Annotated in this window: 19 protein-coding genes; all 19 read left to right on the plus strand. The window is 63.4% G+C overall.

Features of this window, described 5'->3' with window-relative positions:
- The first annotated feature begins 157 nt into the window (after positions 1 to 157).
- The 19 genes from JN756_RS16715 to JN756_RS16805 all read left to right on the plus strand — a co-directional run bounded on the left by JN756_RS16715 (position 158) and on the right by JN756_RS16805 (position 25,375).
- A complete protein-coding gene (locus JN756_RS16715; protein WP_017846384.1) occupies positions 158 to 868 on the plus strand; it encodes a FadR/GntR family transcriptional regulator in 711 nt (236 codons plus the stop codon).
- Between the two features lie 112 nt (positions 869 to 980).
- The gene (lhgD, locus tag JN756_RS16720; protein WP_201021087.1) at positions 981 to 2,174 is read left to right on the plus strand and encodes an L-2-hydroxyglutarate dehydrogenase; all 1,194 of its coding nucleotides are present in this window, start codon (positions 981 to 983) and stop codon (positions 2,172 to 2,174) included.
- 82 nt (positions 2,175 to 2,256) lie between these two features.
- Positions 2,257 to 3,582, plus strand: coding sequence for an MFS transporter (locus JN756_RS16725; RefSeq protein WP_169865274.1), 1,326 nt, complete (start codon positions 2,257 to 2,259; stop codon positions 3,580 to 3,582).
- 151 nt (positions 3,583 to 3,733) lie between these two features.
- On the plus strand, positions 3,734 to 4,987 hold the full coding sequence (locus tag JN756_RS16730) for a ferredoxin reductase family protein (protein ID WP_057004596.1): 1,254 nt from the start codon (positions 3,734 to 3,736) through the stop codon (positions 4,985 to 4,987).
- A gap of 107 nt (positions 4,988 to 5,094) precedes the next feature.
- On the plus strand, positions 5,095 to 5,541 hold the full coding sequence (locus JN756_RS16735) for a DUF411 domain-containing protein (RefSeq protein WP_017846388.1): 447 nt from the start codon (positions 5,095 to 5,097) through the stop codon (positions 5,539 to 5,541).
- A 3-nt stretch (positions 5,542 to 5,544) separates the two neighbouring features.
- Positions 5,545 to 5,988 carry a YqaA family protein gene (locus tag JN756_RS16740; protein ID WP_017846389.1) on the plus strand — a complete coding sequence of 148 codons (444 nt, stop codon included), beginning with the start codon at positions 5,545 to 5,547 and terminating at the stop codon, positions 5,986 to 5,988.
- Between the two features lie 43 nt (positions 5,989 to 6,031).
- On the plus strand, positions 6,032 to 7,045 hold the full coding sequence (locus tag JN756_RS16745) for an alpha/beta fold hydrolase (protein ID WP_201021088.1): 1,014 nt from the start codon (positions 6,032 to 6,034) through the stop codon (positions 7,043 to 7,045).
- Positions 7,046 to 7,071: 26 nt separating this feature from the next.
- Entirely contained in the window at positions 7,072 to 8,025 is a 954-nt protein-coding gene (locus JN756_RS16750; protein ID WP_126588522.1) for a D-2-hydroxyacid dehydrogenase family protein, read from the plus strand.
- A 481-nt stretch (positions 8,026 to 8,506) separates the two neighbouring features.
- Complete coding sequence (glgA, locus tag JN756_RS16755; protein ID WP_079443969.1) at positions 8,507 to 10,063, plus strand: glycogen synthase GlgA; 1,557 nt, start codon at positions 8,507 to 8,509, stop codon at positions 10,061 to 10,063.
- A gap of 19 nt (positions 10,064 to 10,082) precedes the next feature.
- Positions 10,083 to 11,828, plus strand: a complete 1,746-nt coding sequence (treZ, locus tag JN756_RS16760; protein ID WP_201021089.1) for a malto-oligosyltrehalose trehalohydrolase — start codon at positions 10,083 to 10,085, stop codon at positions 11,826 to 11,828.
- Positions 11,825 to 13,909: a 4-alpha-glucanotransferase gene (gene malQ, locus JN756_RS16765; protein WP_057004598.1), complete on the plus strand. Its 2,085-nt coding sequence runs from the start codon at positions 11,825 to 11,827 to the stop codon at positions 13,907 to 13,909. The genes treZ and malQ overlap by 4 nt, the downstream gene beginning before the upstream one ends.
- Positions 13,906 to 16,674, plus strand: coding sequence for a malto-oligosyltrehalose synthase (locus JN756_RS16770; RefSeq protein ID WP_128191372.1), 2,769 nt, complete (start codon positions 13,906 to 13,908; stop codon positions 16,672 to 16,674). The genes malQ and JN756_RS16770 overlap by 4 nt, the downstream gene beginning before the upstream one ends.
- Before the next feature lie 23 nt (positions 16,675 to 16,697).
- Positions 16,698 to 16,967 carry a DUF2934 domain-containing protein gene (locus JN756_RS16775; RefSeq protein ID WP_017846396.1) on the plus strand — a complete coding sequence of 90 codons (270 nt, stop codon included), beginning with the start codon at positions 16,698 to 16,700 and terminating at the stop codon, positions 16,965 to 16,967.
- A gap of 129 nt (positions 16,968 to 17,096) precedes the next feature.
- A complete protein-coding gene (gene glgX / locus JN756_RS16780; RefSeq protein WP_201021090.1) occupies positions 17,097 to 19,256 on the plus strand; it encodes a glycogen debranching protein GlgX in 2,160 nt (719 codons plus the stop codon).
- A 1-nt stretch (position 19,257) separates the two neighbouring features.
- Positions 19,258 to 20,256 (plus strand): acyl-CoA dehydrogenase family protein, encoded by a 999-nt coding sequence (locus tag JN756_RS16785; RefSeq protein ID WP_046486060.1) that lies wholly within the window; start codon positions 19,258 to 19,260, stop codon positions 20,254 to 20,256.
- Positions 20,253 to 21,011: a PIG-L deacetylase family protein gene (locus JN756_RS16790; RefSeq protein ID WP_017846399.1), complete on the plus strand. Its 759-nt coding sequence runs from the start codon at positions 20,253 to 20,255 to the stop codon at positions 21,009 to 21,011. The genes JN756_RS16785 and JN756_RS16790 overlap by 4 nt, the downstream gene beginning before the upstream one ends.
- Positions 21,008 to 21,607 (plus strand): SAM-dependent methyltransferase, encoded by a 600-nt coding sequence (locus JN756_RS16795; protein WP_201021091.1) that lies wholly within the window; start codon positions 21,008 to 21,010, stop codon positions 21,605 to 21,607. Before JN756_RS16790 ends, JN756_RS16795 begins: the two co-directional genes overlap by 4 nt.
- Before the next feature lie 203 nt (positions 21,608 to 21,810).
- Positions 21,811 to 22,572 (plus strand): PIG-L deacetylase family protein, encoded by a 762-nt coding sequence (locus JN756_RS16800; protein ID WP_057004602.1) that lies wholly within the window; start codon positions 21,811 to 21,813, stop codon positions 22,570 to 22,572.
- A 244-nt stretch (positions 22,573 to 22,816) separates the two neighbouring features.
- Positions 22,817 to 25,375, plus strand: a complete 2,559-nt coding sequence (locus tag JN756_RS16805; RefSeq protein WP_201021092.1) for an autotransporter family protein — start codon at positions 22,817 to 22,819, stop codon at positions 25,373 to 25,375.
- Positions 25,376 to 25,609 lie beyond the last annotated feature (234 nt).

Here is a 25,609-nt window from a genome sequence, read left to right on the forward strand (position 1 = left end):
TACCGTCGAGCTTCCGCACGGCCGCGATGCGCCTTAGTCTCGACGGCAAGCCTATCGACCCAACGACCGGACAGCCTGCAAACATCTCCGGCAACATCTTGACAAGGCAAAAGCGTAACCTCTATTGTCTGACAACCTGACTACCAAGGTTTTTTCCATGCTTGAGCTCCAGCGCCCTGACTCGCTCGTTGTACGGGTCGTCAGCGCCATCCGCGCCGAAATCGATTCTGGCCAATTGGCGCCCGAGTCGCGTTTGCCCACTGAACAGCAACTGGCTGAACAACTGAACGTCAGCCGCTCGGTGGTGCGCGAAGCCATTGCCCAACTCAAGGCCGATGGTGTGCTGACAGCCAAGCGTGGCCTGGGCTCATTTATCTCGCAAACCCCTGCGGGTACGGTGTTTCGCTTCCCGGAAAAAAACGGTCGTCGTCCGGACCTGGCGCAGATGTTCGAAGTGCGCCTGTGGATCGAAACCCAGGCCGCCTCGATCGCCGCCCAACGCCGTGATGCCGACGACCTGCAGCGCATGCAGAAGGCGCTGCAGGAAATGCACGACCAGCGCGCCGACTTCGAGGCCGCCGCCCTCGCCGATGTCGAGTTTCATCGCGCCATCGCCGAAGCCAGCAAGAATGACTACTTTGTCGCCTTCCACGACTTTCTGCGCAGCCAGTTGGCCAGTGCGCGCAAAACCGCCTGGGAAAACTCGGCGTCGCGTTTTGCCAGTGGCTCGGCCGACGCCACCCAGGAACACCAGGCGCTTTACCAGGCCATCGCCGACGGTGATGCCCAAGCGGCCGCAGCCAATGCCGAAGCGCACCTGCGCGCAGCGGCCAAACGCCTGCAACTTGAGCTGCCTGCCACGAATTGAATGATCCAAGCTTTGTGCAGCGTGCCTCAGGCACGCCATTTTTTTAACAAAAACATTAGTCTGACAACCTGATAAGCAGACTGAAATGTGCAGCCCTTAGGTACTCCAAACCATGATTTACGATTTCTGCATCATCGGCGGTGGCATCGTCGGCCTGGCCACTGCGATGGAGCTGCTCAAACGCCAGCCCAACGCCTCACTGGTGATCCTGGAAAAAGAAGCCTCGCTGGCCAAGCACCAGACCGGGCATAACAGTGGGGTGATTCACGCTGGCATCTACTACGCCCCCGGCAGCCTCAAGGCCGATCTGTGTAAACGCGGCGCCGAGGCCACCAAACGGTTTTGCCGCGAACACGGGATCAAGTTCGAGGTGTGCGGCAAGTTGCTGGTGGCCTCCACGCCCCTGGAAATGCAGCGGATGGAGGCACTTTATGCGCGCTCGCAGTTGAATGAGCTGAAGGTCGAACGCCTGGACGCCGACCAACTGCGCCAGCGCGAGCCCAACATCATCGGTCTGGGCGGCTTGTTTCTCGATGCGACCGGCATTGTCGATTACCGCGAAGTCTGCGAAACCATGGCCCAGGTGATTCGCCGACAAGGCGGTGAGATCTGCCTGGAGCGCACCGTCACCGCCATTTCGGAAGACACCGACAAGGTCACCGTCAACACCCGCGGCGAAGCCTGGCAAGCCAGGCACCTGGTGGTCTGCGCCGGCCTGCAGTCGGATCGGCTGGCGACGATGGCCGGGGTCAAGATCGACCACCAGATCATCCCCTTTCGCGGCGAGTACTTCCGCCTGCCGGCCTCGAAGAACAACCTCGTCAACCACCTGATCTACCCGATTCCGGACCCGGAACTGCCGTTCCTCGGCGTGCACCTGACGCGGATGATCGACGGCAGCATCACGGTCGGCCCCAACGCCGTGCTGGGCCTGGGCCGGGAGAACTACCGCAAGCTCTCGATCAACTGGCGCGACGTGGCGCAGTACGCCAGCTTCCCCGGTTTCTGGAAAACCCTCTGGCAGAACCTGGGTTCGGGCAGCGTCGAGATGAAAAACTCACTGTTCAAGTCCGGCTACCTGGAGCAATGCCGCAAGTACTGCCCGTCGTTGAACCGCGAAGATCTGCTGCCCTACGAAGCAGGCATCCGCGCCCAGGCCGTGATGCGCGACGGCAGCCTGGTCCACGACTTTCTGTTCGCCCAGACGCCCCGCATGCTCCATGTCTGCAACGCGCCCTCACCCGCCGCCACCTCGGCGATTCCCATCGGCGAAATGATCGCCGATCGCATGTTCACACCCGGCTGACACCGCATCCCCGGCCCTTCCCGGGCCATCGCCACAAGCGTCACTTTGACAATAAATATAATGACTCAGAAGGAAGTACAGAATGACGGCAACACCGCATACCGCTGCCCCGGAAACGCCGGCACAAAGCAAAAAACGCCTGCGCAAAGTCGCCGCCGCCACGATCTTCGGATCGATGCTGGAGTGGTACGACTTTTACCTGTACGCCACCATGGCGGCCATCGTGTTCTCGAAGATCTTCTTCGACAACAGTGACCCGAAAACCGCCTCGCTCATGGCCTTTTCCACCTTCGCCATCGGCTTTATCGCCCGACCCTTCGGCGGCATTCTGTTCGGCTACCTGGGCGACAAGTTCGGCCGCAAACAGGTGCTGGTATTGACCTTCTGCATGATGGGCGTGTGTACCACGCTGATCGGCCTGATCCCCAGCTATGCCTCCATCGGCATCTGGGCGCCGATCGTCCTGGTGTTCATCCGGATCATCCAGGGCCTGGGCGCCGGGGCCGAGTTATCGGGCGCGGCGGTCACTTCCTACGAGCACGCGTCGGAAGGCAAGCGCGGTAGCCAGGGCGCCTGGCCGGCGTTGGGCCTGAACCTGGGCCTGCTGCTGTCGTCATTGACCGTGTACCTGCTGACCATCAATGGCAACGACTTCATGCTGGCAGGCGGCTGGCGTATCCCGTTCATCTGCAGTATCGCGTTGGTGGGCGTCGGCCTGTGGGTGCGCAACAGCATTCCGGAAACCCCGGAGTTCAAGGAGCTGAGCCAGGCACCCAAGGTCGCCAAGCCTTCGCCACTCAAAGCGCTGTTCAAGAACGATCTCAAGGGGTTGGCGGTGGTGTTCTTCGTAGCCATTGGCTACAACGCCCTGAGCTATATCTTCAAGACGTTTTCCCTGGCCTACCTGACTCAATTCAAAGGCGTCGATGTGCACGTCACGTCGCTGTCGGTGACCATTGCCAGCCTGATCGCCATCGTCGCGGTGCCGTGCTTCGGCTGGCTGTGCGACAAATGGAGCAGCAAAAAAGTGCTGGTACTCGGCGGCGTCTGCTCGCTGTTGTTTGCCTACCCGTTCCTGGCCCTGCTCGACACTGGCGACAGCCTAATGATCTACATTGCCATCGGCGTCGGCACCGGCCTGCTCGCTCCCATGATGTTCGCGCCCCAGGGCTCGTTCTTAAGCCGTCAATTCCCGACCCAGACGCGCTCCTCGGGCTTCGGCACCGGCCGCGAAATCGGTACCGCTATCGCCGGCGGCCTGGCACCGCTGGGAGCCTTGTCCCTGGTGGCCGCGTCACCGACCCACGCCACAGGCGGGGTGGTGATTATCCTCGCGATCGCGGCACTGCTGGTGGTGGTGTTCGCCCTGTGCGACCAGGGCCGTAAACACTCGACCTTCAAGAACTGAGCGAAAAACCTCGGTCGACTTCAGCGCGGGGGCCAGGCCATGGCCTGTGCCCTTGCGCATGACCGACGTCAAGGCCGCTCTTCACGTAACCGGGTAACCTAAAAATGTGAGATGAGTATTCACTCCCCCGAAGAAACCCTAGGAGCACCCGTTGAAAACCCGTCACTGCCTCGTCGTCCTCTTCCTGATCACGACGTTGACGTTACTCATGGATATACCGGTCAAGACGTGGCTGACCTCAGCGACCCTCAGTTTGCTGCTCGGCACTTGCGCGCTGGTGTACATGGCGGCGTCCTGTGTACTGGCCAGTCGCTGGTCGGTGGTGGAGAACGTGTTTGGCGGCCTGGATCGCGTCTATGAAGTACACAAGTGGTTGGGCATCTGGGCGCTGGTGTTCGCCACGTATCACTTTGTGTTCAAAGCTAACCTGGATGTGTGGAACAGCGTGCCCATCCTGGAGCTGCCCAAATACTGGACGCGCCTCGTCCGTCAACTGAGCTACGTGGCGCTGGGCCTGATCGTGCTGTTGGCGTTGAACCGCAACATTCCTTACAACGTCTGGCGCTGGTGGCACAAGTTGTCTGGCCCGCTGTTCCTGATCGTGATCCTGCACGGGCTGAGTTTCAAATCGCCGATCACCCTGACCGCGCCATCGGGCGTCTGGTTGACCTTGTGCTGCAGCCTGGGCGTCATCGGAGCCCTCTATAAATTGGTGCTCTACCCCTGGGTTGGGCGTGCCGGCGAATACCGGGTGACGGCCGTCAACCGCGCCAACGGCGCGTTGCATTTGACACTGGCGCCAATTCACAAAGGGTTTGACTTCAAGGCCGGGCAATTCGCGTTCCTGGCCATGCAGGTCAAAGGGTTGCGCGAGCCGCACCCCTTCACAATCGCCAGCGCCAACCGTGAAAACGGGCAGATTGCGTTCATGATCAGAGGGTTGGGAGATTACACCAACGCCCTGGCAGACTGCGCCAAGGTCGGCATGCGCGCCGATCTGTATGCGCCTTACGGGCGCTTCAAGCGTGCCGTGCAGGCCGAACGGGAAATCTGGATCGGCGCCGGTGTGGGTATTTCGCCGTTTATTTCCTGGCTGCAAGACCCAGCCGCCAAAGACTTCGACAAAGCCACGCTGGTCTATTGCTTCACGCCCGCACGCGCCTTCCCGCCGGCCGAACAGGTGCAGACCATGGCCCGCTTACGAGGTGCGCAATTCGTCAGTAATGCCGGCGGCCTCGAACGCTTGGCCGACACCCTGCGCCAAGCCGTGGCCGAGACCGACCCCGACAAAGTGCATATCAGCTTCTGCGGCCCCAAAGGCTTGCTGGTCAAGGTTCGCGAGCTGATGAACGCCCACCGGATTCCACCGGCCAACCTGCACAGCGAACGGTTCGAGTTTCGCTGAAACCACGGGACGCAGGTCAACCCAGCACCTGAAGGGGGTTTGGCGGTGGACGTAAACTGGCATGATAGCGCCCATCCCACAACCTTCTCTGACTTGCGAGACGCCCTATGAAAACCCCATTGCGACTGGCCCTGCTTTCAGCCCTGTTGACCACCGGCCTGGCCCAGGCGGCCGAGCTGATCCCCATCGACGTACACCGCGACGCCAACTGCGGCTGCTGCAAACAATGGATCCGCCATCTGGAAAGCCACGGCTTCAAGGTCAATGATCACGTTGAAACCGATATGAGCGCGGTCAAACAACGCCTCGGCGTCGCGCCGCGCCTGGGCTCGTGCCATACCGCCGTGATCGACGGCAAGTTCGTCGAAGGTCACGTACCCGCCGAGCACGTGTTGGCGCTGCGCAAGCGCGATGATCTGCTCGGTATCGCCGCGCCGGGCATGCCCATGGGTTCGCCCGGCATGGAAATGGACGGCCACGGCGACGCCTACCAAGTCATCGGCCTGACCCGCGACGGTAAAGATGTGGTGGTAGCCGACTACCCGGCACACTGATCGATGCTGACGGGTTACCTGGGGCTGTTTTTCGCGGCATTCGGCGCCGCCACCCTCCTGCCCTTGCAATCGGAAGCCGTGCTGGTGGGCCTGCTGCTCAGCGGGCATTACAGCCTGTGGTGGCTGCTAGGCATTGCGACGCTGGGCAACGTGCTCGGCTCGCTGGTCAATTGGCTGCTCGGGCGCTCGATCGAGCACTTCAAGGCGCGGCGCTGGTTTCCGGTCAACGCCCGGCAACTCGACAAGGCGCGCCGCCACTACGAACGCTGGGGGCATTGGACGTTATTGCTCAGTTGGGTGCCGATCATCGGCGACCCGCTGACCTTGATCGCCGGGGTGATGCGCGAGCCGCTGTGGCGCTTTTTGCTGCTGGTGACCCTGGCCAAGGGCGTGCGGTATGGCGTGCTGGCCGCGCTGACCCTGCACTGGGTGTTAATCCCCACTTAATCGCCTGCAAACAGCATCCGAGCTCCCCACTCGGAGCCCCGCCATGCCTCTACTGCGCACCTTTTGCGTTGCCGGCCTGCTCGCCGCCGGCGCAGCGCCCGTATTCGCCACCACCGAAGGCCCCAGCTACGGGCCTGAACTGCAGGGTTTCCAATACCCTTATCCGGTTCAACAGTTCCGCTTTCAGTCCCAGGGCAAATCCCTGCACATGGGCTACATGGACATCCCGGCCAGCGGCACAGCCAACGGTCGCAGCGTGGTGCTGCTGCACGGCAAGAACTTCTGCGGCGCCACATGGGAGGGTTCGATCAAGGCGCTGAGCGACGCCGGTTACCGCGTGATCGCACCCGACCAGATCGGCTTCTGCACCTCGAGCAAGCCCGACAGCTACCAGTACAGCTTCCAGCAACTGGCGATCAATACCCACCAACTGCTGGAAAAACTCGGCATTCAGAAGGTCACCCTGCTCGGCCACTCCACCGGCGGCATGCTCGCCACCCGCTACGCGCTGCTGTACCCAGAGCAAACCGAGCAACTGGCGCTGGTCAACCCGATCGGCCTGGAAGACTGGAAAGCCCTCGGCGTGCCTTATCGCAGCGTCGACCAATGGTACGAACGCGAATTGCAGGTGAGCGCCGACGGCATCCGCAGCTACGAGCGCGACACCTACTACGCCGGCCACTGGAAGCCCGAATACGAGCGCTGGGTACAGATGCTCGCCGGCCTGAACAAAGGCCCCGGCCACACCCAGGTGGCATGGAACTCGGCGCTGATTTACGACATGATCTTCACCCAGCCGGTGTACTACGAGTTCAAGGACCTGCAGGTGCCCACGCTGTTGCTGATCGGCACCAGCGACACCACCGCCATCGGCAAAGACCTCGCGCCGCCGGCGGTGAAGGCAAAGATCGGGCACTACGCGGTGCTGGGTAAACAGGTAGCCAAGTTGATCCCCCGCGCCACCCTGGTGGAATTCCCCGGCCTGGGCCACGCACCGCAGATGGAAGAACCGGCGCAGTTCCACAAGGCCTTGCTGCAGGGGCTCGACCACCTTTAATCCAACGTTATAAGAGGCGCCCGCGTATGTCGCTACAGATTGCAGTCATTGATGATTGGCAGGACGTCGCCCGTGATGTGGTGGACTGGTCAGCCCTGGGGGCGCTCGGCCAGGTGCATTTTCTGCATGATTACCCGGCGGACACCGCCACAATGGTCGAGCGCCTGAAAGGCTTCGACGTGATCTGCGTGATGCGCGAACGTTCGACCTTCGATAGCCCGTTGCTGCAAGGCCTGCCCAACCTCAAGCTGCTGGTGACCGGTGGCATGCGCAACGCCGCCATCGACCTTGCCGCCGCCAAAGCCCTGGGTATCCAGGTGTGCGGCACCGACAGCTATAAACACGCGGCACCGGAGCTGACGTGGGCGTTGATCATGGCGTCCACGCGCAACCTGCTGGCCGAAGCCAATTCCCTGCGCGCCGGTCACTGGCAGGTGGGCCTGGGCGGCGACCTGCATGGCCAGACCCTGGGAATCCTGGGGCTGGGCAGCATTGGCCAGAAGGTCGCGCAATTTGCCCAGGTGTTCGGGATGCGGGTGATTGCCTGGAGTGAAAACCTTACACCGCAACGCGCGGCGGAATCCGGGGTGACGTGGGTCAGCAAGCGCGACTTGTTCGCACAGGCCGATATTCTCACCATCCACCTGGTCCTCAGCGAGCGTAGCCGTGGGCTGGTGGATGCCGAGGCGCTCGGCTGGATGAAGCCGACGGCACGCCTGGTCAATACGGCACGCGGGCCGATCGTGGACGAACCGGCGCTGCTGGAGGCCTTGAGCAACGGCCGCCTGGCGGGAGCCGCGCTGGATGTGTATGCCGAGGAGCCATTGCCGGTCGATCATCCGTTGCGCCGCTTGCCAAACGTACTGGCCACTCCCCACGTCGGGTATGTCAGCGAGCAGAATTACCGGCAGTTCTATCAGCAGATGATTGCCGATATCCAGGCTTGGGCCGCGGGCACGCCCATTCGCGTGCTCGGCTGACGCACCAATTCAGCGCACGCGCACTGCGGTGACGAGGCGCCTGCTCCCGAAACGCCCCTGAAGCGGGGCGCCAGCCCACCAACCGGACCGCGCGCCCTCGCCACGCGCTATCCACCGATCGCCAGGCGCCCATACCGTTTTCTAACGTCGCATATCGTTACAAGTTTTTTTGTCCTACAAAATTTCCACATAAACCCTACAGTCTTTAGGATTTGTCCTAGACTCAAGCTCGATGGGTCCGTTCAAAAACAAAAGCCCCGCAAAAAATCGAAACTTTCAAACTCTGCCGTAGGTCAGGTTTAGGGTAAGGCGTGCATAAGCGGTTCAGACCGAATGCCCGTCCATCCAATCTATTTCAGCTAACCGTGCAACTGGCACAAGCCTTGCCAGTTTGTATAGCGCTTGTGCGTCTGGCCGCAGGAAGCGGTCTTCGGAGCTAGTGGCAGCGGGCCACCAGCCAACCAACATGTGGGAGAGAACTATGATCAGTGCCGCAGTAGAAACTCAGGGAGAGCGTTTTAGTAAATCGGCAGGGGGGCCAACATCGTTGGTCGATCTGCCCAATGCTGTGCGGCCGGTCGTGAGTCATAACCCCAATCGAAAGAAAGTCTTGTTCGTCACTTCCGAATTTGCCGACCTGGTCAAGACCGGCGGCCTAGGCGACGTTTCCGCCGCCCTGCCCCGCGCCATGGGGCACTTGCACGATGTGCGCGTGCTGATCCCCGGTTACCCGCAGGTGATGGAAAGCGACAACCCGATCCATATCATCGGCGAACTGGGTGGCCACGCCGCGCTGCCGCCATGCAAGATCGGGCGCATGGACCTCAAGGATGGCCTGGTTATCTATGTACTGATCTGCCCCGAACTGTACGAGCGCGAAGGCACGCCCTATGGCGCCAACAACGGCCGCGACTGGCCGGACAACCACATCCGCTTCGCGCGCCTGGGCCTGGCCGCTGCCGACATGGCCGCCAACCTCGCCCAGATCCACTGGTGCCCGGACCTGGTGCATGCCCACGACTGGCCCGCCGGCCTGGCCCCTGCCTATATGCACTGGCGTGGGTCACGCACACCGACCCTGTTCACCATCCACAACCTGGCATACCAGGGCGTGGTCAGCCTGGCCTCCACGCCGGAGCTGGGCATTCCGCCCCATGCGCTGCAACAGGAAGGCATGGAGTTCTACGGCAAGATGTCGTTCCTCAAGGCGGGGATGGCCTACTCCAGCCACATCACCACCGTGAGCGCCACCTACGCCCAGGAAATCACCACCCCGGAATTCGGCTGCGGCCTGGACGGCTTTCTCGCCAGCAAGACCCAGCAAGGCTTGCTCAGCGGCATTCCCAACGGCATCGATGAAAGCTGGGAAGCCTCCACCGACACGCACCTGACCCACAACTTCAATATCGGCGATTGGGAAGGCAAGGCAGTCAACGCCGCCCACGTGCGCAACCTGTTTGGCCTGCATGACTCCACCGGCCCGCTGTTCGCCGTGGTCTCGCGGCTGGTCTATCAAAAAGGCCTGGACCTGACCGAAGCGGTCGCCAGCTTTATCGTCGAGAACGGCGGCCAGATCGCGATCATCGGTCGTGGCGAGCCGGAAGAAGAACAGGCCATGCGCGAACTGGCGCTGCGCTTCCCGGGCCAGGTCGGTGTACGCATCGGCTTCAACGAAACCGACGCCCGCCGCATGTTTGCCGGCAGCGACTTCCTGCTGATGCCGTCGCGCTATGAACCGTGCGGCTTGAGCCAGATGTACGCGCAGCGCTTCGGCTCGCTGCCGGTGGCGCGCAACACCGGCGGCCTGGCGGACACCATCGAAGACGGCGTCACCGGGTTTCTGTTCAACGAGTCCACCGTGGACAGCTACCGCGAAGCCCTGAACCGTGCGTTCAAAGTGTTCGCCTACCCAGGCCTGCTCAACGCCATGCGCTGCCGGGCGATGACCCAACCGTTCAACTGGTGCCAGGCGGTCGAACCCTATGCCGAACTGTATGAACAACTGGTGGCCAAGGCGCTGGGGAAATCGACTAAATAATCAAGGGAGGTCTTCATAGATGCCGTTACGGACTCTGGAAACCTGGCCCCACGGCGCAATCATGCTGGACGCGCAACACACGCGTTTCGCCTTGTGGGCGCCAGACGCGTTTTATGTCAGCGTTGAATTGCAAGATGGCCGCTCGGTCGCCATGCTGCCCCAGGCAAATGGCTGGTTCGAAACGGAGATAAAGTGCCCCGCAGGCACGCGCTACCGCTACAACATCGATGGGGAAATGGATGTCCCCGATCCCGCATCCAGGGCCCAGGCCTCGGACGTGCATGGCTGGAGCCTGGTGGTCGACCCGCTCGCCTATGAATGGCGACACCACCCATGGCAGGGCCGCCCCTGGCATGAAGCGGTGATCTACGAACTGCATGTCGGCGCGCTGGGCGGCTTCGCAGCCGTCGAGCAGCACCTGCCACGCCTGGCCGAACTGGGCGTTACCGCGATTGAGTTGATGCCCCTGGCGCAATTCCCCGGCGAGCGCAATTGGGGCTACGACGGCGTGCTGCCCTACGCGCCGCACGCCGCCTACGGCAGCCCCGAACAGCTCAAGCATCTGATCGACAGCGCTCATGAACACGGGCTCGCGGTCTTGCTCGACGTGGTCTACAACCACTTCGGCCCCGATGGCAACTACCTGGGCCAGTACGCCAAAGACTTCTTCCAGCAAGATGTACATACGCCATGGGGCGCCGGCATCGACTTCGAGCGGCGTGAAGTGCGGGACTTCTTTCTGGACAACGCCCTGATGTGGCTGCTCGACTACCGCTTCGACGGCCTGCGCCTGGATGCGGTACACGCCATCGACAACCCCGGTTTCCTGCGGGAACTGGCGCACCGGGTGCGCCAGCAGGTCGACATCGGCCGTCATGTTTGGCTGGTGCTGGAAAACGAACTGAACCAGGCCAGCCTGCTGAAACACGATTTCGATGCGCAATGGAACGACGACTTCCACAACGTATTGCATGTGCTGCTGACCGGCGAAACCGATGCCTACTACAGCGACTTTGCCCAAGCGCCTACCGCCAAACTCGCACGTTGCCTCAGCGACGGCTTTGTCTACCAAGGCCACACCACGCGCCACGGGCATGCACGCGGCGAACCCAGCAGCGGCTTGCCGCCCACCGCCTTCGTCGCGTTCTTGCAGAACCACGACCAGATCGGCAACCGCGCCCTCGGCGAACGCCTGCACCAACTGTGTTCGCCCCAGGCGCTGAAGGCGGCGACCACCTTGCTACTGATGTCGCCGATGATCCCGTTGCTATTCATGGGCGATGAAGTCAACGCCAGCGAGCCGTTTCTGTTTTTCACTGACCACCATGGCGAACTGGCTGAAGCGGTACGCGAAGGACGTCGCAATGAATTCGCCGATTTCGCCGCGTTCCACGACCCCGAGCGGCGCGAGCGGATTCCCGATCCCAACGCGCTGCCGACCTTCGAGCAATCGGCGCCGTCATTCGCCGCCAACGAACACACCGAGTTCTATCGCCACCTGCTGCGCCTGCGCCACCAGCATATCGTGCCGCACCTGCCCGGCAGCGTGGCCCTCGGTGCGCAGGTGCTGGCAGACCGCGCCGTCAGTGCGCGTTGGCGCCTGGGCAACGGCAGCCTGTTACAGATCGACCTGAACCTGAGTGCCACGGCCCTGGCTCACCCCGCTGCGCAGCATGTGCTGTTCCAAACGCCGGCGCATGACCACGCGCACCTGGCGCCCTTCAGCGCACGCGTTACCCTATCCCCTGTTGGAGAGCACCCTTGAGCGAAGCGAACCTGGAAATCCTCGCCGGCCGAGCGGGCCTGGCGGTCGATTGGATCGACGCAAACGGCCGCCCGCAACGTGTCAAACCGGACGCCCTGCGCGCCGTCCTCAAAGGCCTGGGCCACCCGGCAGACAGCGATGCCGAGATCGACGCCAGCCTGCGAGACCTGGAGCAAGTGCAACAGGACAAACACCTGCCGCCCTTGCTCACCGTCGACAGTGGCGAAGGCCTGGACCTGGCGCGCTACTTCGCGCCCGACACCGTCTGCAGGGTCAGCCTCGAGGAGGGCGAAGTCCTCGAATTACGCCTCGACGGCAACGCAGTACTGCCCGGCGTGATCGCCCTCGGCTACCACCAAGTGCATATCGCCGACCAGGCCTTCACCCTGGCCGTGGCCCCTCGTCACTGCTACAGCGTCGCCGATGCCGTCGACAGTCAAACCCCACGTGCCTGGGGCCTGAGCGCCCAGTTGTACGCCCTGCGCCGCCTCGGCGACGGCGGGTTCGGCGACACCCTGGCGCTGGAACACCTGGCCCGCTCGGCCGCCGAACGCGGTGCCGACGCCCTGGCGATCAGCCCGATGCACGCGATGTTCAGCGCCGACCCCGAGCGCTACAGCCCGTACTCGCCGTCGAGCCGCCTGTTTCTCAATAGCCTGTACGCATCGCCCGGCTGCATCCTGGGTGAGCGCCAGGTGCGCAATGCCATCGAGGCCTGCGGTCTGGCCGACGAGCTGCACACCCTCGAACAACACACCCTGATCGACTGGCCCACCGCGGCCAAGGCCAAACACCGCCTGTTGCGTGCCCTGTACGACGACTTCCGCCACGGTCAACACCCGCAACACGCCGACTTCCTCAGTTTCCGCCAGGCGGGCGGTGAAGCCCTGGAGAACCACTGCCGTTTCGAAGCGGTCCAGGCCGCGCGCGCCGCCGCTGGCGAAGACCTCGACTGGCGCCATTGGCCAGAGCAATGGCGCAGCCCGCAAAGCCCGGCGCTCCTGCGCTTCGCCGAGGAAAACCGCGACGACATCGGCTTCTACGCCTTCGGCCAATGGCTGATCGCGCGCTGCCTGGAACGCGCCCAACAAGCCGCCCGAGGCAGTGGCATGAGCATCGGCCTGATCGCCGACCTGGCCGTCGGCGCCGACGGTGGCGGCAGCCAGGCCTGGAGCCGCCAGGACGAATTGCTCGCCGGCCTGACCGTCGGCGCGCCGCCGGACATTCTCAACCGCGCCGGCCAGGGCTGGGGCATCTCCGCCTTCGCCCCGGAAGGCCTCAAGCGCCATGGCTTCCGTGCGTTTATCGAGATGCTGCGGGCCAATTTCGCCCATGCCGGCGGCTTGCGTATCGACCATGTGATGGGCCTGCAACGCCTGTGGGTGATGCCCATGGATGCCTCGCCCCAGGACGGCGCCTACCTGTATTACCCGGTGGACGATCTGTTGCGTCTGCTGGCGCTGGAATCGCACCGCCACCAGGCCATCGTCCTCGGCGAAGACCTCGGCACCGTGCCCGACGGCCTGCGCGACAAACTCATCGGCCGCTCGATTCTGGGCATGCGCGTGCTGCTGTTCGAACAAGGTCATGATGGCCAATTCAAGCCGATCCTCGACTGGCCGGACAACGCCCTGGCCACCACCAGCACCCACGACCTGCCAACCCTCAATGGCTGGTGGCACAGCCGCGACATCGACTGGAACGTCCAGCTCGGCCTGATCGATGCGCCCACCACGGAGCAATGGCGCGAGCACCGCCTGCGCGAACGCCAGGCACTGCGCCAGGCCTTGAGCCAGGACCCGCAGAACTTCGTCGATGAAGTGCGCAATGAAACCGACCACATGATCGATGCCAGCGTGCGCTACCTCGGCCACACCCGCGCGCCGCTGGTGCTGCTGCCGCTGGAAGATGCCTTGGGCCTCGAAGAACAAGCCAACCTGCCCGGCACCATCGACACCCACCCCAATTGGCGCCGCCGCCTGCCAGGCGAGGCGGCGAGCCTGCTCGACAATGCGGGTGCCGCGCGCCGCCTGGAACTGCTGGCGGTGGCGCGCAATCAAGCCCATGAGCGTGACCGATGAAGGCTCTGCCCCTGCGCGCCAGCCAGCGCCTGCAGTTTCATAAAGGGTTCACCCTCGATGACGCGGTGGCTCTGGTGCCGTACTTTGCCCGGCTGGGCATCAGCCATTTGTATGCCTCACCGCTGCTCAGTGCCCGCGCAGGTTCCATGCATGGCTATGACGTGGTCGACCCCACCACCGTCAACCCGGAGCTGGGCGGCGAAGCGGCGTTGCGCCGCCTGGTGGCCGCCCTGCGCCAACACGACATGGGGCTGATTCTCGATATCGTGTCCAACCACATGGCCGTGGGCGGCGCCGACAACCCCTGGTGGCTCGACCTGCTGGAATGGGGCCGGTTGAGTCCCTACTGCGAATTCTTCGACATTCAATGGCACTCGCCCGACCCGCTGCTCAAGGGCCAATTGCTCATGCCGTTCCTCGCCAGCGACTACGGCGAAGCCCTGCAAACCGGCACGTTGACCCTGCACTTCGACGCCGCGCACGGCAGTTTTTCCGTCGAGCACTACGAACACCGCTTCCCGATCTGCCCACAAGATTACGCGACGATTCTGGGCGCCGATGAACTGCTCAAGCCCCTCGCCGACCGCTTCAGCACCCTCGCCTACCAGAGCGATGCCTACGCCGAAGCGGCCTGGCTCAAACAAGCCCTGGCCGAACGCGCCACCGACAACGCCGTGCGGCAGGCCATCGAACAGCGGCTGGGCACCTTCGACGCACGCCAGCCCGACGGGTTCCAGCGCCTGCACGGGCTGTTGGAGCAACAGGCCTATCGCCTGGCCAGTTGGCGCACCGCGGCGGACGATATCAACTGGCGGCGCTTCTTCGATGTCAACGATCTGGGCGGCCTGCGCGTAGAACGCAGTGCCGTGTTCGAAGCCACCCACGGCAAGATCTTCGAGTTGATCAGCCAGGGGCTGGTCGATGGCCTGCGCATCGACCATATCGACGGGCTGGCCGACCCACGCGGGTATTGCCGCAAGCTGCGGCGGCGGGTCGATACGCTGTCGCCCGAGCGTCACCTGCCAATTTTCGTCGAAAAAATCCTCGGCGAAGGCGAAACCCTGCGCGAGGACTGGCAGGTGGACGGCACCACCGGCTACGAATTCATGAACCAGCTGTCGCTGCTGCAACACCGCCCGCAAGGCTTCGCAACGCTGGCCGAGCTGTGGACCCGGCACAGCGAACGGCCGTCGGCCTTTATCGAAGAAGCCTGGCTGGCGCGCCGGCAGATCCTCAACGGTTCTCTTGCCGGCGACTTCGAAAGCGTGGCCCAGGCCTTGCTGCAAGTGGCCCGCGACGACGTGATGAGCCGCGACCTGACCCTCGGCGCGATCCGCCGCGCCCTGCAGGAACTGATCGTGCATTTCCCGGTGTACCGCACCTACATCAGCGCCTGTGGCCGCAGCGAACGCGACGACACGTTTTTCCTGCAAGCCCTGGCGGGCGCGCGCAGCACCTTGAGCGAAGGCGACTGGCCGGTGCTGGACAACCTGGAAAAATGGTTGGGCGGCCAACCGTGGCGCAATCGCCCGCTCGGCCGCGAGCGCAAGCTGCTCAAGCACGCCTGCGTGCGCTTCCAGCAATTGACCTCGCCGGCCGCCGCCAAAGCCGTGGAAGACACCGCGTTCTATCGCTCGGCGGTGTTGCTGTCGCGCAACGACGTGGGCTTCAGTACCGAACAGTTCAGCGCACCGCTGGCCGATTTTCACGCGGCCAATCAGCAGCGCTTGCAGGCGTTCCCCGACAACCTGCTGGCCACCGCCACCCACGACCACAAACGCGGTGAAGACAGCCGCGCCCGCCTCGCCGTGTTGAGTGAGTGCGCAGGGTGGTATGCCGAACAGGTGACGCATTGGCGCCGCCTCGCCGCGCCGTTGCGCAACGACGCCAGCAGCCCATCGGCAGGCGATGAGTTGATCCTCTATCAGGTACTGCTCGGCAGTTGGCCGCTGGACCTGCACCTGGACGACCGGCCGGCACTCGAGGCCTATCAACAACGCCTCTGGCAATGGCAACAAAAGGCCCTGCGCGAAGCCAAGTTGCAGAGCAGTTGGAGCGCGCCCAACGAGGCTTACGAACAGGGCGTGGAAACGTTTCTCACGCGCCTGCTGCTCAGCGACGCAGGCCGCGCACTGCGCACCGCCATCGGCGCCGCCGCCCAAGCGATTGCCCCCGCTGGCGCGCTCAATGGGCTGGCGCAATCCTTGCTTCGAGTCACCGTGCCGGGTGTGCCGGACCTGTACCAGGGCAATGAGTTCTGGGACTTCAGCCTGGTCGACCCGGACAACCGCCGCCCGGTGGATTTCAACGCACGGCAGCACGCGCTGGCTACCCCACCGGACATCGGCAAGCTGTTGTTCAACTGGCGGGACGGGCGTATCAAACAAGCCTTGATCGCCCAGGTGCTGGCCTTGCGCAAGGCCCATCCTGAACTGTTCCATCGGGGCAGCTACACGCCCCTGGACGTGGTCGGTCGACACGCCGAGCACGTGGTCGCGTTCTGCCGCGAATACCAGGGCAAACGCGCACTGGTGGTGGTGCCGCGCTGGCCCTATCGCCTGCTGGAAAACGGTGTGCATCCCCAGGTCAATGCGCGGGTTTGGGGCGATACCCGAGTGAAATTACCGTTCGCCGCGCCAACCGAAAACTGGAAGGGACTTTTTCATACACGCGCAGTCACACCAGACAAGGAGCTGTTGATCAGCACTGCGCTGGGGGATTTCCCGGTCAACGTCTTTATCGATCCTGATGATCAATCAAGCTGAAATTTTCTGCGAGGAACATTGTGATGAGTACTGAAGACAAACGTGTTCGCGAATTCGCGTATCAGATCTGGGAATCGGAGGGCAAGCCGCAAGGTCAGGATGCGCGCCATTGGGAAATGGCCCGCAAGTTGGCAGAAGCCGAAGCGCTGACGCCCAGCAAGCCCAAACCCGCCGCCAAACCGAAAACCGCGCCCAAGCCGGCAGCAAAAGCCAAGCCGCCGGCAGCGGCCGCAGGCAAACCGGCCACGCCGGCGGCTAAAAAGCCGGCGGCCACAAAAAAGCCCAAGCCGTAAGCCCTGTGCCGTCATGAACCTCCGGCCGGCAACCCCGGCCGGAGGTCAGCCACTTGCCCGATTATTAGCTGACCCCTCGTCAGCAGGGCTACGTTCGGCCCGAAAAAAGACCCATGCAGGAGCAACACAATGAGCAAAGCCGATAAAAAACAGGCCCCCCCGGCCCACGAACCATCGCGGATTCGCGAAGGTTTGCCCTTCCCCCTGGGGGCGACCTGGGACGGCCTGGGTGTCAACTTTGCCCTGTTCTCGGCCAACGCTACCAAAGTCGAGTTATGCCTGTTCGACGACGCTGGCGTGGTCGAGCTGGAACGTATCGAACTCCCCGAATACACCGATGAAATCTTCCACGGCTACTTGCCCGACGCCCACCCCGGGCTGATTTACGGCTACCGTGTGTACGGCGCGTATGACCCGGCCAACGGCCACCGTTTCAACCACCACAAATTGCTGATCGACCCCTACGCCAAACAGCTGGTGGGCGAGCTCAAATGGTCCGAGGCGCTGTTTGGCTACACCATCGGCCACCCCGACGACGACCTCAGTTTCGACGAACGCGACAGTGCGCCCTTCGTGCCCAAGTGCAAGGTCATCGACCCGGCGCACACCTGGGGCGACGACCAACCGGTGCGCGTGCCATGGGACCGCACGATCATTTATGAAACCCACCTGCGCGGCATCAGCATGCGTCACCCCTCGGTCGGCGAGGCCGTGCGCGGCACCTGCGCCGGGCTGATGGAAGACGATCTGCTCAAGCACATCCGCCAGTTGGGTATTTCTTCCGTGGAACTGTTGCCGGTACACGCCTTTGTCAACGACCAGCATTTGCTGGAAAAAGGCATGACCAACTACTGGGGCTACAACAGCATCGCCTTCTTCGCCCCGGACCCGCGCTACCTGGCCAGCGGCAAGATCGCCGAGTTCAAGGAGATGGTCGCGCACCTGCACGAAGCCAAGCTGGAAGTGATTCTCGACGTGGTCTACAACCACACCGCCGAAGGCAACGAGCGCGGCCCGACCCTGTCCATGCGCGGCATCGACAACGCTTCCTACTACCGCCTGATGCCGGACGACAAGCGCTTCTATATCAATGATTCCGGCACCGGCAACATCCTCGACCTGAGCCACCCGTGCGTGCTGCAGATGGTCACCGACTCCCTGCGTTACTGGGCCACCGAGATGCACGTCGACGGTTTCCGCTTCGACCTGGCGACCATCCTCGGCCGTTATCGTGACGGGTTCGACGAGCGCCACAGTTTCCTCGTCGCCTGCCGTCAAGACCCGGTGCTGCGCCAGTTGAAACTCATCGCCGAACCCTGGGACTGCGGCCCCGGCGGCTATCAGGTGGGCAACTTCCCGCCGGGCTGGGTGGAATGGAACGACCGCTTCCGCGACACCGTGCGCGCCTTCTGGAAAGGCGATGACGGCCAGCTGGCGGACTTCGCCGGGCGCATGACCGCATCCGGCGAGATGTTCAACCACCGTGGCCGCCGGCCTTACAGCTCAGTGAACTTCATCACCGCCCACGACGGTTTCACCCTGCATGACCTGGTGTCGTACAACGACAAGCACAACGAAGCCAACGACGAAAACAATCAGGATGGCAGCAACAACAACCTGTCCTGGAACCATGGCGTCGAAGGCCCCACCGACGACCCGGAAATCAACGCCCTGCGCCTGCGCCAGATGCGCAACTTCTTCGCCACCCTGCTGCTCGCCCAAGGCACGCCGATGCTGGTGGCCGGGGATGAGTTCGCGCGCACCCAGCACGGCAACAACAACGCTTACTGCCAGGACAGCGAGATCGGCTGGGTCAACTGGGAGCTGGACGATGACGGCAAGGCGCTGCTCAAGTTCGTCAAACGCGTGATCAAACTGCGCATGACGTACCCGATCCTGCGCCGTGGCCGCTTCCTGGTGGGCGACTACAACGAAGACATCGGCGTGAAGGACGTCACCTGGCTCGCGCCGGATGGCAACGAGATGAGCACCGAACAGTGGGAAGACAGTCACGGCCGTTGCCTGGGCATGCTGATGGATGGCCGCGCCCAGGAGACCGGGATTCGCCGTCCGGGTGGCGATGCCACGTTGTTGCTGGTGGTCAACGCCCATCACGACTTGGTCAATTTCCGCCTGCCCCCCGTGCCGGAAGGCCAGTTCTGGACCTGCATGCTCGACACCCATGACACGACGATACGCGGGCAGGAACGCTTTGATTTCCACCATGAGTACGCGGTCACCGGGCGCTCGCTGCTGCTGTTTGAACTGCAGCACGACGAAGAGGTGTGACATGGGCCTGCATGGATTCCTTCAAGGCTACCAAGGCTATGCGGACACGCAGGCCCTGGGCGCGGCCTTGAAGGCGCTGCAGGCCGAGGGGCTGGACCGCCTGCCGCTCCCCGGCAGCGGCCAGACCCTCGAACGGTTCAGCCGCTTGGCCCAGGTCGCCGGACACGACCTGCGCTTGTGCAAGTTGTTCGAAGGTCACACCGATGCCTTGGCGATCATTGCCGAGCTGCGCAGCCCCTTGCCGCCGGAGGGCAGCCTCTGGGGCATGTGGGCGGCAGAACCGCCGACGGCCAGGGTGCGGGCGCGGCGCAACGGCCATCGTCTGGTGCTGCAGGGGCGTAAAGCCTGGTGTTCGGGGGCGGCGGTGGTCAGCCATGGGTTGTTGACGGCCTGGGACGAGGAGGATCGCCAGCAATTGGTCGCAGTGGAGATGGGCCAGCCCGGCATCTGCGTGACCGATGAGGGGTGGCAGGCGGTAGGCATGGCGGCCACCGGCAGTGTCGATGTCCTGTTCGAGGCGGCCAGCGGGATTGCCATCGGCAGGCCCGGCGACTACCTCGCCCGCCCCGGCTTCTGGCAAGGCGCCGTCGGTATCGCAGCGTGCTGGTATGGCGCGGCGCAACGCCTGGCTGAAGTGCTGCGCGAGCAGTGCAACAGGCGTGCGGAACCGCATGCCCTGGCCCACCTCGGCGCGGTCGACAGCGCCTTGAACAGTGCCGCCTGCGTGCTGCGCGCCAGTGCGCGGCAGATCGACCGCGCCCCGCTGGCCGATGCCAGGCAACTGGCCCAACAGGTACGCGCGTCTCTCGAAGACACGGTTGAACAGGTCATGCGCCACGTCGGTCGCGCCGCCGGTGCGGGGCCTTTTTGCAAAGATCCGCACTTTGCCCAACTGATGGCGGACCTGCCGGTGTATGTACGTCAAAGCCATGCCGAGCGTGACCTGGCCGCCCTCGGTGAACAGGTTGCCGCCGAGCCACCTGGGAGGTGGCAGTTATGAAAGCCAATCCGATCGTGGGCCAGGGCACGTCGCTGCATCAGTGGCAGACCTCGTCCCACATGGCCGAACTGGCGCCGATCAGCGTCGAACAGTTGGTACCCGAAGGGCATCGCGCAGTGATCATCGCACCGCACCCGGACGATGAAGTGCTGGGCTGCGGCGGCCTGTTGCAAGGCTTGGCCGCACTGGGTCGGGCGATCCAGTTGATCTCCGTCACCGATGGCAGCGCCAGTCACCCCGGTTCGCGGCGCTGGTCGGTGGAGCGCCTCAGCGTGGTGCGCCCGCAGGAGTCGGCCCAGGCCTTGCACCGCCTCGGCTTGCCGCTGCACCGGTTGAAGTGGCTGCGCGCCGGGTTTACCGACAGCCAGGTCGCCGCCCGCGAAGCGCAGTTGGCCGCGTTCATTGAGCGCCACCTCAAACCCAGGGACGTGGTGTTCACCACCTGGCGCGAAGACGGCCACTGCGACCATGAAGCCGTCGGCCGCGCCAGTGCCAGTGCCGCACTGGCGGTCGGCGCGACCCTGTACGAGTTGCCCGTGTGGACCTGGCACTGGGCAACCCCGGAAGACAGCCAGGTACCGTGGCATCGCGCGCGCAAACTCCCGCTGAGTTGCCAAGTCGTCGCGCGCAAGCGCCATGCCATCCACGCGTTCGCCAGCCAATTGGAGGGCGATCCGCAGATCGGCTTGCCGCCGGTGCTGGCACCGTATGTCGTCGAGCGTTTGCTGCAGCCTTTTGAAGTGGTGTTTGTATGAGCGTGGCGACACCGTATTTTGATCGGCTGTTCGCCGACAACGATGACCCCTGGGCCTTCCGTCAACGCTGGTACGAGCGGCGCAAGCGCGCGCTGACCTTGGCGCTGTTGACCCGCCCGCGTTACGCCGCGATTTTTGAGCCCGGCTGCGCCAATGGTGAACTGAGCGTCGAACTGGCGCCGCGTTGTGACCGCCTGGCGTGCTGCGATACCGCGGCCGCAGCAGTGGCCCTGGCCAAGACACGTCTGATGGGATTTCCCCATGCCCAGGTGCAGCAGAGTCGCCTGCCCGCACAGTGGCCTGACGGCCGCTTCGACCTGATCGTCCTGAGCGAGCTGTGTTACTACCTCGACGCCGATGACCTCACCCGCCTGATCGACTGCGCCCTCGCCGCGCTGAGCGACGACGGTCAACTGCTGGCCTGTCACTGGCGCGCGCCGATCGACGGCTGCCCGCAAACCGCCGCCCAAGTGCACGCGCTGCTCGAGCAACGGCTGGCCATGCCGTGTGTTGCGCGGCACCACGACAGTGACTTCCTGCTCGACCTCTGGAGCCGCGACGGTACGTCGGTCGCCACCCATGAGGGCCTGCGTTGAGCGGCCTGAAACGGGCCCGTTAAAAAAAATCGAAGTTACAAGATGTGAAAGCAGCGAATCCTTGTCTATGCTGAGGACGCCTTGCTGGCAATCCAGGATTGAAATGCCGAGCAATCGCTGCAGCGGAGCCTGCGGCGACTAAAAAGAGCGTCGTCCCGTCCACGGGCTACGACCCAGCATCAATTGACAAGGACGTGCCCGCCATGAAACCCGCCTCCCTCAGCGAAAGCCGCCGCGGTCCAGCGCAGATCTGGAACAGTGCCCCGCAGTTGGCGCAAATCCCCGCCATTCATCCTCACTCGCTGGTGCCTGCGGGTGCGCGAGTGGTCATCGTCGCGCCCCACCCCGGCGATGAAGTGTTGGCCTGTGGCGGTTTGCTGCAACGGCTGAGCACCCTCGAACACCCGATGCTGTTGATTTCCATCACCGACGGCAGCGCCAGCCACCCCGGCTCGAATGTCTGGCCGGCGAGGCGCTTGAGCGTGGTGCGGCCCCAGGAAAGCGTCGAAGCGCTGCGCCGGCTGGGCATGCCGCTGCACAGCTTGAAGTGGATTCGCGGCGGCTTTCGCGATGACGCGCTGGCCGCCAGCGAACACCCCATGAGCCAACTCATCGCCCGATATCTGCAGCCCGGCGATGTGGTCTTCAGCACCTGGCGCAACGACGGCAACGCCGACCACGACGCCGTCGGCCGTGCCAGCGCCAAGGCATGCAGCCTGGTCGGGGCGCGTCTGTATGAGCTGCCGATCTGGGCCTGGCATTGGACGGCGCGGGAAGGTTCGATGATCCCCTGGCAGCGTGCGCGCAAGGTGCGCCTCGACACCTGGAGCGTGGCGCGCAAGCTGCATGCGGCCCATGCCTATGCCAGCCAACTGGCCGGAGACCCGGAGATCGGGCTCGCGCCGATGCTCGCCCAGGTGTTGCTGGAGCGGATGCGCGAGCCCTATGAGATCGTGTTCGTCTAGAAGCTCACTCGTCTATACCTGTTATTTCTGACAGTGGCGGCCCGTTTGATGTGCGACTAAGGTGCAAAAAACCTGCACTGCTTAAGGCGCAGTCGAGAAAGCCATGCCAACCCTTTGCATTGGCCGATGTTTTCAGAATCGGGTAACCGGTACTCCCTGATCCGTATCGTTCGTTGTTGCCATGGTCCGAACGCACCTGCTTGTCCAGGTGCCGGGAGATGTTCCCTTCGAACGAGGACGGGTCATGCGCGCACCAACATCTTCTTTGTTGTACCTGGGCATCAGCTCAATCATCGCCGTGACGGCGTGGCCACTCCCCTCTTATGGCGCATGCACGATCAACAACAGCGCCGGCGACGACATCTCCACCTGCGACAGTGCCTCGGCACCGGGGTTTACCGACACCGGTGGCAACAACACCCTGAATATCAGCGGCAGCGGCGCCATCAACGGCAATGTCACCTTCGGTGCGGGTAACGACCTGGTGGACGTGAACGGGCCGACGGCGGCGCTCAACGGTGCGCTGAACCAAGGCGACGGCGCGAATATTTTCCGCCTGAACCTGGGCACCGTCACCGGTTCGGTCACCCAAGGCGCAGGCGCGGATGTGGTACAGATCACCGGTGGGCAGGCGGGTGCAATAAGCCAAGGCGGCGGCATCGACAGCTTTGCAATGAGCGGCGGCACCATCGCTTCCCTGGCCCAGGGCGATGGCCTGGACACCTTCAACATGAGCGGCGGGGTCATCACCGGGGCGTTTGAAGATGGCGACCAAGCCACGATGAGAAGCGGCACCATTGGCCGGGTCGATATGAAGCTTGATAACAACGTGTTCGACATGCAAGGCGGCACCATCCTGGGCAATCTGGTCACCGGGTTCGGCAATGACCATATTCTCGTCTCGGGCACCAGTTACATCGGCGGCAACATCAGCACCAGCGGCGGCGATGACTTGATTGAAGTCAGCGGCGGCACGGTCAACGGGCAAATCCTCGCCAGTTTCGGCAAGGACCAGTTGATCTGGCACGATGGCGGCAAGGTCAACGGTTTGATCGTCATGGGCGCCGACGACGACACCGCGCTGCTGAAAAACCTCAACGAAACGTCGCTGTCCTCCAACCCCTTGGTGGATGGTGGCCTGGGTAACGACACGCTCACATTCGACAACACCCAGACCGACGTCCCCGCACGCTATACCGGCTGGGAACAGGTGCTGCTGGATAACGGCTCGGACCTCAAGCTGGGCGGTGCCTTCGTGCTGGGCGACAGCGCAACCGGCAGCGGCATCATGACCCTCGACGGTTCGAGCAAATTGACCGTCACCAGCGGTTCGATCGACCCCTTTACCGCCGGCCAATCCGTCACCTTGAACAACGGCGGCCTGATCGACATGACCACCGGCAGTACCAGCGCCACCGACACCCTGACGGTGAACGGGAACTACGACGGCAACGCTGGCCGACTCGCCTTGCAAAGCGTCTTGGGCAGCGACGGCTCACCCAGCGATTTGCTGGTGATCGGCACGGGCCAGATCAGTGGCACCACCGCTATCAGCGTGACCAATCTCGCCGGGCCGGGGGCCGAAACCGTGCAGGACGGCATCCAGGTGGTCCGCGCAATCAACGGCGCCAGCGGCGCCGGCACCCAGTTCACCCTGGCAAACCGGGTTTCCGCAGGCGCCTTCGACTACTACCTGTTCAAAGGGGGCGACAACGCGGGCACGGGCGAAAACTACTACCTGCGCTCTTCAGTGCCGGTGGCGCCGCTGCCGGGCCCGGTGACGCCGCTCCCCGAACCGGTGGTGGGCACCCCTGAACTGCCGACCAATCCGGGCCTCACGCCGATCCCGATCTATCGCCCGGAAGTACCGATCTATGCGGTGTTGTTTCCTGCCGCGCAACAAATCGTACAGGCCATGCTCGGCACCTATCACGAACGCATGGGCGATCAGCGCCAACAACAGCAGACCGGTGCGTTTCCTGCCGGTTGGGGGCGTGTGTATGGCAACAGCAGCCGCCAGAGCTTTGCCGGCACGGTGAGCCCGACGCTGGACAGTTCGATCTCCGCCTTCCAGATCGGTACCGACGTGTACGCGAGCGCTACCGCCAACGGCGCGGTGCAGCGAGTCGGCTTCTTCGTCGGCCACAGTCGCTTGAAAGGTGACGTGAAAGGCTTCAACGGCGGCTGGCAAGACAAGGCCGCTGGCAACACCACCTTGCGCGGTGACAGCCTGGGCGTTTACTGGACACTGATCGGCGCCAACCAGGCCTACCTCGATCTGGTGCTGATGGGCACCCGTTTCGATGGCAATAACGAATCGGACCGTGGGGTGAAGATGAAAACCCGCGGGCATAACGTCGCCGCATCCGTCGAGGTCGGCAGGCCGTTCCAGATGACCGCCGATTGGGTGGTTGAACCGCAGGCTCAATTGATCCTGAGCCGAACCAAACTGGACAGTCAGAACGATGGCATCTCCGACGTGGCCTACAACGCCGACACCAACGTCACCACGCGCCTGGGCATACGCCTGCGCGGCGACTATCAGGTCCGTGGCCTGCCGTTGCAGCCCTACGCGCGGGCCAATATCTGGCACAGCGCCGCCGGGCAGAACACCGTCACCTTTAACCGTGTGACAGACATCGACACCGAACAGAAATCCACCACCCTGGGCCTGAGTCTGGGCGCCACGCTGGAAGTGGCCAAGGGCGTCAGCCTGTACAGCGAAGTCGGCTATAACCGCAACCTGGACAGCCAGATGCTCAACGGCCGACAAGGCACCGTGGGCCTGCGAATGGAATTCTGACGGCGATTTTTTTCGCGGTGCCGTCGATTTGAGCGCCAGCCCATTGGCACCCGCGAGCCCACGCAGCGGCGGATGATTTCGCGCTGGGAGGGTGATCTGTCCCCCCGACAGATGTGAAAAATTTGTTAAGTAATTCTCCCCCAAGTCTTTTTTGCGCGGATTCAATCTGCCACACTCACGCGAATAATTATCAATACGTTTATTATTCGCCATGGATGGCGCTCGGGGGAGGCT

Source organism: Pseudomonas sp. Y39-6, from assembly GCF_023651955.1.
Classification (GTDB): Bacteria; Pseudomonadota; Gammaproteobacteria; order Pseudomonadales; family Pseudomonadaceae; genus Aquipseudomonas; species Aquipseudomonas veronii.